The following is a 14,403-nucleotide window of genomic DNA, read 5'->3' on the forward strand; positions in this document are numbered from 1 at the left end:
CGAGGGGGAAGGGGCAGGATTTCGCTGGTGTGGCAGCCTGTTCAGGCCGCGTTCATCGCCTCAGGGAACACCTTGGCGGCGAAGCGGGGGTAGCATTCGGCGATTTCCAGGGAAATCTGCTGGCGGATGATGTCCAGCGTTGCGCGGTCCGGCAGGATGGTCTCCGGCACATGCTCCGGCACATCGATGTCGAAACCGGTATTGTCCAGCACTTCCTCGACCGTATGGCCGGGATGGACGGAGACCAGGTGGAACTTCCGCCGGTCCTTGTCGAAGCCCATCTGGCAGATCGGAGACACCATCGCGTAGGGCCCGCCTGTGCGATAGACCTCCGGATCACTGGTGCCCGGGGTCGAGATGAAATCCACCTTCTCCACGAAGACGCGGCGGGTGTGTTCTTCCCGGAACAGGATGACGCGCGGCACCAGATAATAGAGGTAGGCGGAACCGAAGGAGCCGGGCCAGCGGATCTTCGCCTGCGGATAGTCACCGATGCCGACAAGATTGATGTTGGCCTGACCGTCGATCTGTCCGCCACCCAGGAAGAAGGCATCCAGCCGTCCCTGTGCGGCCCAGTCGAACAGCTCGACACCGCCGTTCGTCATCAGGTTGTTCGCGCGGCTGCCCAGCACATTCACGTGCATGGCCCCGCCTGACTGATGCCGTGCCAGCAGGCAGCCGCCGCCGGGAATGGGAGAGGATGCGCCGCTGGATACCAGCCGACACCCTTCCAGCAGGCGGGCGATGATGGCGATCAGCAGCTCTTCGGTACGGATCTCGTCGGGTGCGGGAAAATCACTCACAGGCTCACTCCGCCGCTGCGGCGCGGGAATCGCCGGTCACGAACTGGTCGAGATAGTCCTGGAAGCCTTCCGCGGAGCGGGCGGCGGCGACGTAGGACGTCATGTGGGCCTCATCCGCCGGGTATTCGTCCCAGAAGGCCAGCGGCCATGCGCCCTTCCGGGCTTCCGCCACGCCACCGACATAGAGCGCGGGCAGGGTGCCCGCCGCCGTCTCGTCGTCACGCAGCAGGTTGCCGTCGACGATCTCCTCCACCGTCACCAGTGTCTGGCGCGACGCTCCGGCCAGCGCCATGACCTCGCGGCGGATGCCGATGTAGACGTTGCCGTGGCGATCCGCCTTCTTGGCATGGATCAGCGCGAAGTCCGGCCGGATGGCCGGCAGCAGGACGATGGGATCTTCCTCGTCACTGAAGGGGTTCTGCGCCACTTTCCAGTCGTCGCGGTTGGCCAGAACGTCGGAGCCGATCATGCCACGCAGCGGCATGTAGGGAATGCCCTTCTGCCCCGCCTGGATACCGGCATGGATCGCCGGGCAGGTCGCGTCCTTGATCTTCAGGCTGCCGTCGCCGATGGCGGCCTGGAACCGCGGCGCGCCGCCGAACTCGCCCAGGGTCACGGCGGAGGTCTCGATGGTCTTCACCGCGCCGGCACCGATCAGAATGTCGCCCTGCAGGCCCGTCACCGGCAGGCAGACCAGGTAGAGGTCGCGCACACCACGGCGGACCATGGCCCGTGTGAGTTCCATGGCGATGCCGGTGTAATCCGCAGGCACCACGATCTTCGCTCCATCGGGGATCAGAGCCGCCAGACTGTCGACTGAGTCATGAACGATACCGGTCATCGCATATTCCTCCCATTTGAAGTGTTGTTTGTATCAGATCGGCAGGGGCGCGAACAATGGCGCATCGCGGCATGGCCACGCACGGCCTTGAGCATGGCGGAGTCGGAGTTGTGCTGACCGTTCCGCCCCTCTCCCCCTCCCGACCACCCACGGGAGTATCCTTAACGGGTGGTCGGGAGGGGGGGAGGGGCGGAACGGTCCACCATCAAGTGCCCCCGGCTCAGTGCCGGAAGTGGCGCATCCCGGTGAAGGCCATGGCCAGACCGGCCGCGTCGGCGGCGTCGATGACTTCCTGGTCACGGACGGAGCCGCCGGGCTGGATGACGGCCTTCGCGCCTGCATCCACTGCCGCCAGCAGGCCGTCGGCAAAGGGGAAGAAGGCGTCGGAGGCCACGACCGAGCCCTCGGTCCAGCTTGCCGTGTCACCGGCGGCTTCCCGCGCCTCGTCGGACTTGCGCGCGGCGATGCGGGCGGAATCGACCCGGCTCATCTGCCCCGCGCCGACACCCACCGTGCGCCCGTCGCGGACATAGACGATGGTGTTGGATTTGACGTGCTTGGCGACGCGGAAGGCGAAGATCATGTCGCGCAGTTCCGCCTCTGTCGGCTGGCGCTTCGTCACCACCTTCAGATCGGCGGCGGCGATGCGGCCATTGTCGCGGGACTGGGCCAGGATACCGCCCGCCAGCGCCTTGAAGGCCATGCCGGGTGCCGCCGGATCGGGCAGCCCGTCAGTCAGCAGCAGGCGCAGGTTCTTCTTGGCGGCCACCAGCTTCATGGCTTCCTCGCTGGCGCCGGGGGCGATGATGACCTCCGTGAAGATTTCGGTGATCTTGCGGGCCGCATCCGCGTCCAGCGGCCGGTTCAGGGCAATGATGCCGCCGAAGGCACTGACCGAGTCACAGGCCAGCGCCCGCTCGTAGGCTTCCAGCACCGTCGATCCCACCGCGACACCGCAGGGGTTGGCGTGCTTGATGATGGCCACGGCGGCGCTCTCCGCCGGGTCGAACTCCGCCACCAGCTCGAAGGCCGCGTCGGTGTCGTTCAGATTGTTGTAGCTGAGTTCCTTGCCCTGTACCTGGCGGGCGCTCGCCACGCCAGGGCGCGGATCGCCGCTGGGGTAGAAGGCGGCGATCTGGTGCGGGTTCTCGCCATAGCGCAGCGACCGCGCCGGACCTGCCGACAGGGCGAAGCGATGCGGCATCCCCTCCGCGGACTGGCTGAACCAGCCGGTGATCGCCGCATCATAGGCGGCGGTGCGGGCATAGGCGCGGGCCGCAAGGTCCTGGCGGAACGCCAGCCCCAGCCCGCCCTGGTCCTGCCATTCGCTGATCAGCCGGCCATAGTCCGCCGGGTCGGTCACGACGGCCACGAACTGGTGGTTCTTGGCGGCGGAGCGGATCATGGCAGGGCCGCCGATGTCTATATTCTCGATCACCGTGGCACGGTCGGCGCCGGAGGCCACCGTGGCCTCGAAGGGGTAGAGGTTGATCACCACCAGGTCGATCCCGGCGATGTCATGATCCTGCATGGCCTTCTGGTGGTCGGCATTGTCGCGCAGCGCCAGGATGCCGCCGTGGATCTTCGGGTGCAGCGTCTTCACGCGCCCGTCCATCATCTCCGGTGATCCGGTATGGGCACTGACCTCGCGCACGTCGCAGCCCATGTCGGACAGGGCACGGGCGGTGCCGCCGGTGGACAGGATCTCCACCCCCTGCTGCTTCAGGAACCGGCCCAGCACGTCCAGTCCGGTCTTGTCGGAAACGGAGATCAGCGCGCGCTTCGGCACGATGTTCGTTTCGGTCATGGGATCAGGTCTCCTGCGTCGCTTGTTCGATAGGACAAGATTTGGTGGGATCGGCGGTCAGGAATCGCTGCCGTCGATCAGGGTGAGTGCCCATTGCACGGTGATGTCCGTGCTGTCCAGATCGCCACTTGCCACAACCTGCTGACTGCGGCGCGGCGACCCGTCGCCCAGATAGACGCTGTCCTCCAGTTTCAGGTCCGCGCCCGCGACCCGGATCCGCCAGCCACGCCCGGACTTCAGGCGGATCAGCGCTGCGTTGCCCCCCTGGGCCAGCACCGCGCTGGCATCCGGGTGCAGGTGAAAGCGCACGGCGAAGGGCACATGGTTGGGCTTCCGTCGGTCCGCGACCTCCAGCCGGTCTTCCCCGCGCAGGTCGCGTCCGTCGCGATCCAGGTACAGCCGTCGCCGATGCACCACACCGAACCGTTCCTGATAGCCGGTATGCATCATGTCCAGCCAGGTTGCGTCCGCCGATTCGGTGCGCAGCGCCTCGGCCTCCAGCCGCCGTCGCCGGCGCCGTCCGGCATCCGGTACCCCGACCGCGTTGGTGTCGGCGATCGTCAGTGTCGAATGTGCTGCGGTGGAGGCCAGTGCCCGCTCCCATTCCGGCGACGGGGGGCGTGCCGCGCCGCCGTTCACCACCACCCGCTCCCGCCGGTGGCTCATCTCGAAACTCAGCAGTCCCGCGAAGCCGACGCCCGGTTCGGGGGCGGGGCCACCGAAATCCGCGATCAGTGCGGTATTGCCCCCCTGCAGGCGCTCGAAGCCCGCCTTCGGTGCCGACAGGTTGGGTTTGCCGCGAATGCCGGAACGGCGGATCGTCTGCTCGATATCCGCCGCCGTGCCTTCGGTCGCGCCATTGAACAGACCCAGCCCGCCATCGCCGTGCCGCAGCATCCGCAGCGTCGGGGTCATGCGATCGATGGCATTGATCAGCGGCTCGGGCGGGGGTTCGCCGATGTTCATCATCGTGCGTTTCAGCAGGATCAGATCCTGCAACACATGATGCAGCACCTGTGGATTGCGGGAGATGTGTCCGCCATCGGAAAGCAACTGCCGCCTGATCTGGTCCGTCAGCAGCACCAGACCCTTCTCGGTCCAGTTACGGCTCTCCGGCAGGCAGAGACCGATGAAGGCGAGACCCGTCGCCGCGGTCACCGCCTGAACCCCGTTTGGTGTCTTCTCCGCCACCCGCGCCAGATGTCGCGCCTGCCGGGCCATGGACCTGAGCAGGTCGGAGCGGTAGGTCAGTTCCGCGTTCTTGAACAGGATATCGGCATGCAGGCACCAGCTGATCAGCCGCCGCGCCAGAATGTCGGAGCGCCAGTTGAAGGCATCATATTCGGCATTGTGCGTCAGCCATGATCCGGCGAGTGACCGCGCCGCGCGGGTTGCCGCTTCTCCCCCCGCCGCCTGAAAGTGGCGCAGCCAGGCAAATCCCTGCAGTTCCGCCTGCCAGGATTCCGATGCGGTGACTCCGACCCAGGGCGGGCCGGACCCGACCTCCACCAGTTCTCCGGCCAGATCGAAGCGACCGCGAAACAGCTCATTGGCGCGGGCCGGGTCGCCGGGCCAGAGATTCTCGGGATAGTAGGCGAGGCCATGGGGGAAGCGACCGCGCAGCGACATTTGGTAGAGACGGCTGCGATAGACAAGGTCTCTGACGCCGCTCATGGCTCGCAGGCTCCTCAGTCGTCGGTGCTGGTCCGGGCGAGTGCCGTGGACGACTTCTCTTTCAGGGTGGCGATGTTCCGGGCGTAGTGGTCGGGGCCATTCTGGAACGCGGCTGTCCCGGCCACCAGCGCGGTGGCCCCTGCGGCGACAACGTCCGCGATGGTGTCGGCATTGACGCCACCATCGACCTCCAGCGTGATGTCCAGCCCGGCGCCATCGATCAGGCCGCGCAGGGTGGCGATCTTCTCCAGCTGGCTGGCGATGAACTTCTGGCCGCCGAAGCCCGGATTGACGCTCATCACCAGGATCAGGTCCAGCTGGTCCAGCAGCGGCTCGACCACCTGCCACGGTGTGCCGGGGTTCAGCGCCAGTCCCGCCTTCAGCCCCAGACCGCGGATCAGTTGCAGCGTGCGGTGGGTATGGGCACCGGCCTCCGGATGCACCGTGATGATGTCGGCACCGGCATCGGCGAAGGCCTGGATGTAGGGATCGACGGGGGAGATCATCAGATGCACGTCGAAGGGCTTCGCCGAGTGCGGGCGCAGCGCCTTCACCACATTGGGGCCGATGGTCAGGTTGGGCACGAAGTGTCCGTCCATCACATCGACATGGATCCAGTCGGCACCGGCTGCATCGATGGCGCGCACTTCCTCGCCCAATTTCGCGAAATCGGCGGAGAGAATCGATGGTGAGATGATTGCTGAGTTCATGGGTAACCCCCTACCAGCTTCCCCCCGTTGCGGCAACGGCGGCGCGCGCCGGATCGGGGCGGAAACGGCGATTTGATCAGTCGGCGCGCTGCATCACCGTGGCAAAGAACCCGTCCATGCCGCCCTGTCCGGCCATCAGGCCGGCGTGGGTGCGCAGGTCACCGGCTTCGGTCATGGCTTCCTGTCCCAGCCCCAACGCGGCCGGATCGATCGGGACGCGCGTGAATTGCGGGAACTCCTGCAGCAGCCACTCCGCCTGCGCCTCGCCTTCCTCCGGTTCCAGCGAACAGGTGCAATAGACCAGTCTGCCGCCCGGGCGGACCAGCGCCGTGGCCTTGCCGATCATCATCCGCTGCTGTTCGGCGATGCCCTGGACATCGCCCTCCGTGCGGGTCCAGGCGATTTCCGGGTGACGTCGGATGGTGCCGGTGGCGGAGCAGGGGGCGTCCAGCAGCACCGCGTCGAAGCCATCGTCGTGACTGAACTGGCGCAGATCGGCGCGGACCACGGTCGCCTGCATCCGCAGACGGTCGAGGTTGCGTTGCAGTACCTCCAGACGGCGGCCCGACCGGTCCATGGCCGTGACCTCCGCCCCCAGCGCGATGGCCTGTGCCGTCTTGCCGCCGGGTGCCGCGCAGGCGTCCAGCAGGCTGCGCCCCTGCAGATCACCGAACAGCCGCACCGGCAGGGTGGCGGCGGTATCCTGCACCCACCATGCGCCATCGGCGTAGCCCGGCATCTCCGGCACGGCGACGTGGCTGCCCAGCCGGACACTTCCCGTCGAAAGCAGCTCACCGCCCAGCCGCTCTGCCCACCCGGCGGCATCCTCGCGCACGGTCAGGTCCAGCGGTGTCGGCGTGTCATCGCGGTGCGCGGCGGCCAGGGCGTTGGCATTACTGCGCCCGAGATGCGCTGCCCAGCGCTTCCAGAGCCAGAGCGGCGTGTCCCGGCGTGCCATGTCCGGGCGGGTCAGCCGGGCTGCGCCCTGGCGGTCGACCTTGCGCAGGATGGCGTTGACCACGCCCCGGAACTTGCTGCCTTCGGGCAGCATCTCGACATGTTCGTTGACGACCGCATGGGCAGGGCTCTGCAGGAAGATGATCTGGGCCATGCCGGAGAGCAGGATCAGATGCGCGAACCGCCCGGAGCGGGGCAGGGGGCGGTCCAGCAGGTGTTTCAGGTGCTGTTCCAGCGATCCCTTGTGGCGCAGCGTGGCCAGCGCGATCGTGTGGGCGAAGCGTCGTTCGCGGGCTTCCATCCCGCGCACGGTTTCATCCAGGACCTCGTCCAGTCCGGCCGAGGTGTCGAGCACGCGCGAAATCAGGGTGATTGCCGCCTGCCGCGCCGAGGGTATCGGGGAATCGACGGATGTTTCCTGATGGCCACTCACCGCCAGGGGCCACGGCGTCGGGCTGGCTGCTCGGTCACGGGAACAGCCCCCGCCGGACGCGGTCCGGACGGTCCGGATCGAGCCGGTTCGGAACTGGATGGTCCCGACATGGTGCGCGCCAGTTCCTGCAGCGCCGCCACCCGGTTGGCCGTGGACGGATGCGTCGAGAACAGGTTGTCGGACTTCTTCGTATGCAGCGGGTTGACGATGAACATGTGTGCTGTGGCCGGATTGGCCTCTGCCTTGTGGTTGTCGATACGGCTGCCCGCCTCCAGTTTCTGCAACGCGCTGGCGAGCCAGAGTGGATTACCACAGATCTCCGCCCCGTGCCGGTCGGCGACATATTCGCGGCTGCGGCTGATTGCCATCTGCACCACCATGGCGGCGAACGGGGCCAGCAGCGCCACCAGCAGGGTGCCGATACCGCCCAGCGGGCTACGGTCGTCGGAGCGGCCGAACAGGCCGGCGAACATGGCGAAATTGGCCAGCATGCCGATGGCACCGGCGATGGTCGCGGTGATGGTCATGGTCAGCGTGTCACGGTTCTGCACATGCGCCAGTTCATGCGCCATGACGCCCGCGATCTCGTTGCGGTTCAGGGTACGCAGCAGGCCCGTCGTGGCCGCGACGGCGGCGCGTTCGGGGTTGCGACCGGTGGCGAAGGCATTCGGCTGGTCGTTCTGGATGATGTAGACCTTCGGCATCGGCAGGTTGGCGCGCCGGGCCAGTTCCTCCACCAGCCCGTGGAACTCGGGCGCGCTATGCCGGTCGACCTGTTTTGCGCGGTACATGCGCAGCACGATCTTGTCGGCATTCCAGAAGGAGAACAGGTTCATCGCGAAGGCAAAGACCAGGGCAATGACCACGCCTCCGGAGCCGCCCATGAGCCATCCCGCCACAAGAAAGATGGCCGTCATGGCAGCCAGCAGCAGTGCAGTCCGGGCATAATTCATCGTGTTTCAGGATCTCCGTCGTAGGGCCGCAGCCATTGCAAGCGTCCTTGCACCTGCTATCTAGGGAAGTCAGAGGATATCTAGGCAGGAAGCCGACCCCTTCAAGCCAGACGGAAGCGGAGAGCGACGATGACCGACAAGGATCGCAGCACGGACAAGGCCGGAACCGACGAGGATGCCTTCGAGGAGACCGAGGCGGGCAAGCTGCGCCGACGTTCCGCCGCCCACAAGCTGTCACAGACACCGGGGGAGCGCGATGGCCGCGACGGCCCCGAGCCCACCCGCTATGGCGATTGGGAAAAGAAGGGGATCATCAGCGACTTCTGATGGTTGATGGTATCATGAAATCCCTTGTTTCGCTGTGCCTTGGCGCGTTCCTGCTGATCGCCGGTCTGTTGCCTGCGCAGGCCCTGACCGAGGCCGAGCAGAAAACGGTGCTGCAGGCCCAGGACTGGCTGCAGTCCGTCGAGACCCTGTCGGCGCGGTTCGTCCAGGTCGGTGGCGGGGGGCAGGCCGTCGGCACGATGCTGCTGAAACGCCCGGGTCTGATCCGCTTCAACTACAGCCCGCCCGCCAAGGTGCTGCTGGTCTCCGACGGGGCCTTCGTCTCCTTCATCGACTATGAGGTCGGACAGGTCAGCCAGTGGCCCCTGTCGCAGACACCGCTGTCGTATCTGGTGCCGGAACAGCTGGACCTGATGGCGGAGGCCGATATCGACCAGGTCACACGCACCGGTGGCCAGGTCAGTTTCCGGCTGCGCGACCCGGACAACCCGGAGCAGGGCACGATCACGCTGGAGTTCGCGGAACAGCCCTATCGGTTGACCGGATGGCGTGTCGTCGATGCGCAGGGGCAGGAAACGGCGGTCGCCCTGGCGGATATCGTGACCAACATCGACCTGCCCCTGGGCAGCTTCACCTTCCGCGCGCCGCAGCGGCCCTGGGACAACGACCGTTGAGACCGCTGGTCGGCATACTCTCCTCCTGGCGGGAACCGGGCGAGATTCCGCTGCCGCTGCATGCGACCGCTGCGACCTATGTGTCGGCCGTCCGGTCGTTTGCCGGTGCCGAGACCGTGCTGATCCCAGGATCGGAGGACCCGGATCAGGCGAAGATCCTGCTGCCGCGTCTCGACGGTATCGTGCTGACCGGCGGTGCAGCCAATATCCAGCCGCATCTGTTCGGTCAGGAGGAGGAGCCGGAGAGCGGCGTTCGCGATCCGGGCCGCGATGCGACGGCCATCGCCCTGACCCGTGCGGCGCTGGAAGACGGCGTGCCGCTGCTGGGCATCTGTCGCGGCATCCAGGAAGTGAACGTGGCGCTGGGCGGCAGCCTGCACCAGCACCTCAAGGATGTGCCGGGCCGCTTCGACCATCGCCGCCCGCGTGAAAAGCCGTTCGAGGAGCAGATCGTGCCCCGGCATGACATCTCGATCCTGCCCGGCGGGGTGCTGCACCAACTGGCCGGAACGACCGAGACCCGCATCAACAGCCTGCATGGCCAGGGGATCGACCGGCTGGGCGCGGGATTGCAGGTGGAGGCAACCGCACCGGACGGAACAGTGGAGGCCGTGACCTTCCCCGGCGCGCTGGGGTGGATGCTGGCGGTGCAGTGGCACGCCGAGGTGCAGCCCGAGAACTATCCTCTGCATGCAGCGATATTCAGGTCCTTCGGGGCGGCCTGTGCCGCATTTCTGGAAAGGCGGCAGGGATGAACATCGAGGAAGCCGCCGAATGGCTGCGTGCCGGCCGGATCGAGGAAGTCGAGTGCCTGATCGTCGACATCACCGGCGTGCCGCGTGGCAAGGTGCTGCCGATCTCCCGCTTTCTGAAGGCGGTGAAGGACGGCTCGCTGCGGCTGCCGGAGTCCGTGTTCCTGCAGACCGTTTCCGGTGACTGGCTGGAGAGCCGGATGCTGGACCCGCGCTACCCGGATGTGGTGCTGGTGCCCGACCTCGCGACGCTGCGCATCCTGCCCTGGTACAATGAACCGACAGCGCAGGTGATCTGTGATGCGGTCACCATGGACGGGGAGCCGCTGATCTTCTCCCCGCGCGAGGTGCTGCGCCGGGTGGTCAGGCTCTATGCGGACAGGGGCTGGCGGGCCGAGGTCGCACCGGAACTGGAGTTCTACTTCGTCGCCCGCAACACCGACCCGGATTATCCCTTGCAGGCCCCCATCGGCCGTTCGGGAAGGGCGGAGACCGGCCGCCAGCCCTACAGCATCGATGCCGTGAACGAGTTCGATCCGATCTTCGACGACATCTACGACTTCTGCGAGGCGCAGCAGATCGAGATCGACACGGTGATCCACGAGGAAGGGCTGGCCCAGGTCGAGGTCAATATCGACCATGGCGACCCGATCAGGATCGCCGACCAGGCCTTCCTGTTCAAACGCACGGTGCGGGAGGCGGCGATGCGCCATGACCTCTATGCCACCTTCATGGCCAAGCCGCACGAGAACGAACCGGGCAGCGCCATGCATCTGCACCAGAGCGTGCATGATCTGGAAACCGGCCTGAACCTGTTTTCCCTGCCCGACGGCAGCGACAGCCCGCTGCTGCTGCATCACATCGCCGGGCTGCAGAAGTTCCTGCCGGCGGCCATGCCGCTGCTGGGGCCGAACGTGAATTCCTACCGCCGCGTGGTGTCGGACAGCGGTTCCACCGTCAATACCCACTGGGGCCACGACAATCGCACCACCGGCATCCGGGTGCCGCGTTCCGGCATCACCAGCCGACGGGTCGAGAACCGGGTACCCGGCGCGGATGCCAATCCCTATCTCGCCGTCGCCGGATCACTGGCCTGCGGCTATCTGGGCATGGTGGAGGAACTGGAAGCCAGTGACCCGCTGTCCATCGATGCTTCCGAGCGCAAGCTCAGCCTGCCACGGTTCCTGTCCGACGCGCTGCAGCGCCTGCGCTATGCCGCACCCCTGCGTGAAGTGCTGCACGAGGACTTCGTGGCCGCGCTGATCGACGTGAAGGAAACCGAAATGGAAGCCTTCAACCGCGTCATCAGCGCCTGGGAACGCGAGCACCTGCTGCTCCACGTCTGAGCCGGGCCCGACCGCTTCCCTCCTTCCCCCTCGACGGGGGAAGACCGGGATGGGGGTGAGGCGGCGCAGCCGAAACGGGGTTGATCCATCGTGCGGCAGCCTGCGGCTTCACCCCCCATCGACCGCCAGGCGGCCACTTCCCCCACAGGGGGGGAAGGAAAAAAAGGCTGCTTCAGCGAGAACGAGAACCCGGCGTGTTACGGTCGCATCGGATAGAGGCGGGGGCCGGTCAGGCCCTTCAGCCGTTCCGAACTGACCTCCAGCCAGCGGCAGAGCATGGGCCGGGTCTCGCGCGGGTCGATCAGTTCGTGGAACGCGAAGGACTCGGCGCGCGGGAAGGGGGACTGGCGCGCGGCCAGCATCTCTTCCAGCTCCAGCCTGCGGGCATCCGGGTCCGGGTGGGCCGCGATCTCCCGCCCGAAGGCGACGGCGACACCCCCTTCCACCGGCAGGGGGCCGAACTCGGCCGACGGCCAGGCCATGACATGGCACTGGCTGGCATAGTGGGCCGCAGCCGCGACGCCGAAGTTCTTCTTGATGATGACCGACGCCCAGGGGACCTGGCAGTCGGCGGCGGCGAGCACGGCGGCCGTGCCGGGTCGGATCGTGCCTTCGGCCTCCGCCTCCGGCCCGATCATGAAGCCGGGTTCGTCCACCAGCGCGATGATCGGCAGGTGGAAGGTCTCGCAGAGTTCGATGAAACGCTTCACCTTGCGTGCACCGGCGGCGGACATGGCCCCGGCGTAATAGCGGCAGTCGTTGCTGTAGATGCCCACCGGCTGGCCGTTCATGCGCGCCAGTCCGACGATCTGCCCCGGTCCGTACTGACGACCGGTCTCGAAGAAGCTGTCCTGATCCACCACCATGGCGATCAGTTTCCGCATGTCGTAGGCCTTGCGACGGTCGCGCGGCACGATGCTGGCCAGCCTGTCGTCGCAGCGATCGACCGGATCGCTGCAGGCGATGGTCGGCGGCAACTGGTCGACGTTGGGCGGCATGTAGCTCAGGAACTGGCGGATCTGGCGAAAGGCGTCATCCTCGTCCACCGCACCATTGTCGATGGCACCGCTCTTCAGGTGGACCCGCGCGCCGCCCAGTTCCTCCTTGTTGATCCTGTGCCCCAGGGCACGCTCCACCACCGCCGGACCGGCGACCAACACCTGTGCCGTTTCCCGTGTCATGACGGAGAAGTGGGAGGCGACGAGTCGCGCGGCGGGCAGGCCCGCGACCGGACCGACAGCGGCGGCACAGACCGGGATCGTGCCCATGGTGCGGGCGACCGACAGGAACCTGTGCGGAGTATAGGGCGGCTCCCCCACGGGTCCGGAACTGCCGCCGCCCTTCTTGCCCCCGGCGCCTGCGACGGAGCCGCCACCACCTTCATGCAGGCGGATCAGCGGCACGCGGTACTGCAGCGCCATCTCCTCGGTATAGATCGACTTGCGCAGGCCCGCCGGGTTGGGCGAGCCGCCGGAGACGGTGAAATCCTCCCCCCCCACGATGCAGGTCCGGCCATCCACCTTGCCGAAGCCGAGGATGAAGTTGGCGGGACTGAGGCTCTCGAAGTTGCCGTCCGCATCGGTCTCCGCCGCCCCGGCACCCATGCCCATCTCGTGAAAGCTGCCCCGGTCGAGCAGGCGGTCGATGCGTTCGCGCAGCGTCAGGCGGCCCTTGTCGTGCTGGCGCCTGACGGCCTCCGGCCCGCCATGGGCCTTCGCCATCTCGCGGCGCTCGTGAATCGCCGCAATGCGTTCTCCCCAGTCCGAATTGGACGGAGGAGTCCTGTCGCCCTTGCTCACAGTCCCAGGACCAGCTTCGCCATGATGTTGCGCTGAACCTCCGACGCACCGGCATAGATGGTGGCGGCCCGGCTGTTCAGATGCTTGGCCATGACGCCGACCGAGTGATCCGGCCCGACGGGAATGGCGTTGGAGAACGGGGTCCGCGTCTCCGGTTCGTAGGGGTTGGCGTAGTAGCTGATGGCCTCCACCGTCATCGCCGCCGTGGCCTGCAGGCATTCGGAGCCGCGCAGTTTCATGATAGACGATGCGGCACCCGGGTTCTGCCCGGTGGTCAGCGCGCTCATGGTCTTCTTCTCGAAGTATTCCAGCGCCACGACCTGGGCCTCCAGATCGGCCAGTCGGGAGCGGAAGTCCGCGTCCTGAATCAGGGCCTCGCCATTGCCGGCCGGTTCCTCTGCCGCGATCTTCTTCAGCTTCTCCAGCATCGCATGCAGGCTGGGGCTGTAGGCAGAGCCGCCGCGTTCGAATTCCAGCAGGTACTTGGCGACGGTCCAGCCCTCGTTCTCCGGGCCGATGCGGTTGGCCACGGGCACCCGCACATCGTCGAAGAAGACCTGATTGACCTCGTGATCGCCGGACATGGTCAGGATCGGATCGACCTTGATGCCGGGCAGGTCCATGGGGAAGACGATGAAGCTGATGCCCTGCTGCGGCTTGCCTTCCTTCGAGGTGCGGACCAGGCAGAACATCATGTTCGCGTGGTGCGCGCCGGTGGTCCAGATCTTGGTGCCGTTGATGACATAGTCGTCGCCGTCACGGTCGGCGCGGCACTGCAGGCTGGCCAGGTCGGACCCGGAACCGGGTTCCGAATAGCCCTGGCACCAGATGTGCTCCCCGCCATGGATCTTCGGCAGGTAGGTTTCCTTCTGCTCCGGCGTGCCGAACTTCATGATGACCGGCGCGACCATGCGCACACCCATGGCGAACAGACGCGGCGTGCTGGCGCGCTGGCATTCGGAATCGAAGATGTAGCGCTGCATCGGCGTCCAGCCGGTGCCGCCATGCTCGACCGGCCAGAACGGCGCGATCCAGCCCTTCTTCGACAGGGCGCGGTACCAGTCCATCGAGCCCTCGAAGTCGGAAACGACCCCCGCGGTCAGCCTGCCGGCTTCCTTCGCGTTCTCGGTCATTGCGGTATCGAGAAAGTCGCGTACCTCGCTGCGGAACGCTTCTTCCTCCGGTGTCAGCGACAGATCCATTGTCGTCCTCCCTCGACGCTTGAGACTGTTGCAGACAGGTATAGCGGAACTGCGCGCGGACCAGAAGCCCGACGCGCGGGGGTGGGGGCTGCGCGGCGGGCTTCGGCTTGCGCTGCAATCGGGGCCGCGGACCGGTCTAGCGTCCCGTCATCTTCCAGCGGCGTACG

At 66.7% G+C, this 14,403-nt stretch carries 13 protein-coding genes; 4 read left to right on the forward strand and 9 right to left on the reverse strand.

Annotation, left to right across the window (positions count from 1 at the left end; genetic code table 11):
- Positions 1-41 precede the first annotated feature (41 nt).
- The 7 genes from QGV54_RS01705 to htpX form a co-directional block, all read right to left on the reverse strand.
- Complete coding sequence (locus QGV54_RS01705; protein ID WP_281018604.1) at positions 42-803, reverse strand: CoA-transferase; 762 nt, start codon at positions 801-803, stop codon at positions 42-44.
- A gap of 4 nt (positions 804-807) precedes the next feature.
- A complete protein-coding gene (locus tag QGV54_RS01710; protein ID WP_281018603.1) occupies positions 808-1,644 on the reverse strand; it encodes a CoA-transferase in 837 nt (278 codons plus the stop codon).
- 220 nt (positions 1,645-1,864) lie between these two features.
- On the reverse strand, positions 1,865-3,451 hold the full coding sequence (gene purH, locus QGV54_RS01715) for a bifunctional phosphoribosylaminoimidazolecarboxamide formyltransferase/IMP cyclohydrolase (RefSeq protein WP_281018602.1): 1,587 nt from the start codon (positions 3,449-3,451) through the stop codon (positions 1,865-1,867).
- A gap of 57 nt (positions 3,452-3,508) precedes the next feature.
- Positions 3,509-5,125, reverse strand: coding sequence for a heparinase II/III family protein (locus QGV54_RS01720; RefSeq protein WP_281018601.1), 1,617 nt, complete (start codon positions 5,123-5,125; stop codon positions 3,509-3,511).
- 14 nt (positions 5,126-5,139) lie between these two features.
- A complete protein-coding gene (gene rpe, locus QGV54_RS01725) occupies positions 5,140-5,835 on the reverse strand; it encodes a ribulose-phosphate 3-epimerase (protein WP_281018600.1) in 696 nt (231 codons plus the stop codon).
- 76 nt (positions 5,836-5,911) lie between these two features.
- Entirely contained in the window at positions 5,912-7,225 is a 1,314-nt protein-coding gene (locus tag QGV54_RS01730) for a transcription antitermination factor NusB (RefSeq protein WP_281018599.1), read from the reverse strand.
- The gene (htpX, locus tag QGV54_RS01735) at positions 7,222-8,178 is read right to left on the reverse strand and encodes a zinc metalloprotease HtpX (RefSeq protein ID WP_281018598.1); all 957 of its coding nucleotides are present in this window, start codon (positions 8,176-8,178) and stop codon (positions 7,222-7,224) included. The genes QGV54_RS01730 and htpX overlap by 4 nt, the downstream gene beginning before the upstream one ends.
- 129 nt (positions 8,179-8,307) lie before the next feature.
- Between htpX and QGV54_RS01740 the strand changes: the two genes are divergently transcribed.
- Genes QGV54_RS01740 through QGV54_RS01755 form a run of 4 tightly spaced genes read left to right on the forward strand, consistent with a single transcriptional unit; the run spans position 8,308 to position 11,235 of the window.
- Positions 8,308-8,505, forward strand: coding sequence for a DUF1674 domain-containing protein (locus QGV54_RS01740; protein WP_281018597.1), 198 nt, complete (start codon positions 8,308-8,310; stop codon positions 8,503-8,505).
- A gap of 14 nt (positions 8,506-8,519) precedes the next feature.
- Complete coding sequence (locus QGV54_RS01745; protein WP_281020048.1) at positions 8,520-9,137, forward strand: outer membrane lipoprotein carrier protein LolA; 618 nt, start codon at positions 8,520-8,522, stop codon at positions 9,135-9,137.
- Entirely contained in the window at positions 9,134-9,892 is a 759-nt protein-coding gene (locus tag QGV54_RS01750) for a gamma-glutamyl-gamma-aminobutyrate hydrolase family protein (protein WP_281018595.1), read from the forward strand. Before QGV54_RS01745 ends, QGV54_RS01750 begins: the two co-directional genes overlap by 4 nt.
- Positions 9,889-11,235: a glutamine synthetase family protein gene (locus QGV54_RS01755; RefSeq protein WP_281018594.1), complete on the forward strand. Its 1,347-nt coding sequence runs from the start codon at positions 9,889-9,891 to the stop codon at positions 11,233-11,235. Before QGV54_RS01750 ends, QGV54_RS01755 begins: the two co-directional genes overlap by 4 nt.
- 197 nt (positions 11,236-11,432) lie before the next feature.
- Here the strand turns inward: QGV54_RS01755 and QGV54_RS01760 are convergent, their stop codons facing one another.
- Both QGV54_RS01760 and QGV54_RS01765 read right to left on the reverse strand, forming a co-directional pair.
- Positions 11,433-12,956, reverse strand: coding sequence for a carboxyl transferase domain-containing protein (locus QGV54_RS01760; RefSeq protein WP_281018593.1), 1,524 nt, complete (start codon positions 12,954-12,956; stop codon positions 11,433-11,435).
- Between the two features lie 74 nt (positions 12,957-13,030).
- Positions 13,031-14,236, reverse strand: a complete 1,206-nt coding sequence (locus tag QGV54_RS01765; protein WP_281018592.1) for an acyl-CoA dehydrogenase family protein — start codon at positions 14,234-14,236, stop codon at positions 13,031-13,033.
- Positions 14,237-14,403: the final 167 nt, after the last annotated feature.

The organism is Minwuia sp. IMCC3060 (assembly GCF_029909435.1).
In the GTDB taxonomy this organism is placed as follows: Bacteria; Pseudomonadota; Alphaproteobacteria; order Minwuiales; family Minwuiaceae; genus Minwuia.

Bases quoted from the DNA above. Each gene is read 5' to 3' on its own strand.
- htpX (WP_281018598.1), bottom strand. From the start codon at position 8,178: ATGAATTATGCCCGGACTGCACTGCTGCTGGCTGCCATGACGGCCATC.
- QGV54_RS01720 (WP_281018601.1), bottom strand. From the start codon at position 5,125: ATGAGCGGCGTCAGAGACCTTGTCTATCGCAGCCGTCTCTACCAAATG.
- purH (WP_281018602.1), bottom strand. From the start codon at position 3,451: ATGACCGAAACGAACATCGTGCCGAAGCGCGCGCTGATCTCCGTTTCC.
- QGV54_RS01745 (WP_281020048.1), top strand. From the start codon at position 8,520: ATGAAATCCCTTGTTTCGCTGTGCCTTGGCGCGTTCCTGCTGATCGCC.
- QGV54_RS01765 (WP_281018592.1), bottom strand. From the start codon at position 14,236: ATGGATCTGTCGCTGACACCGGAGGAAGAAGCGTTCCGCAGCGAGGTA.
- QGV54_RS01760 (WP_281018593.1), bottom strand. From the start codon at position 12,956: ATGGCGAAGGCCCATGGCGGGCCGGAGGCCGTCAGGCGCCAGCACGAC.
- QGV54_RS01740 (WP_281018597.1), top strand. From the start codon at position 8,308: ATGACCGACAAGGATCGCAGCACGGACAAGGCCGGAACCGACGAGGAT.
- QGV54_RS01755 (WP_281018594.1), top strand. From the start codon at position 9,889: ATGAACATCGAGGAAGCCGCCGAATGGCTGCGTGCCGGCCGGATCGAG.
- QGV54_RS01710 (WP_281018603.1), bottom strand. From the start codon at position 1,644: ATGACCGGTATCGTTCATGACTCAGTCGACAGTCTGGCGGCTCTGATC.
- rpe (WP_281018600.1), bottom strand. From the start codon at position 5,835: ATGAACTCAGCAATCATCTCACCATCGATTCTCTCCGCCGATTTCGCG.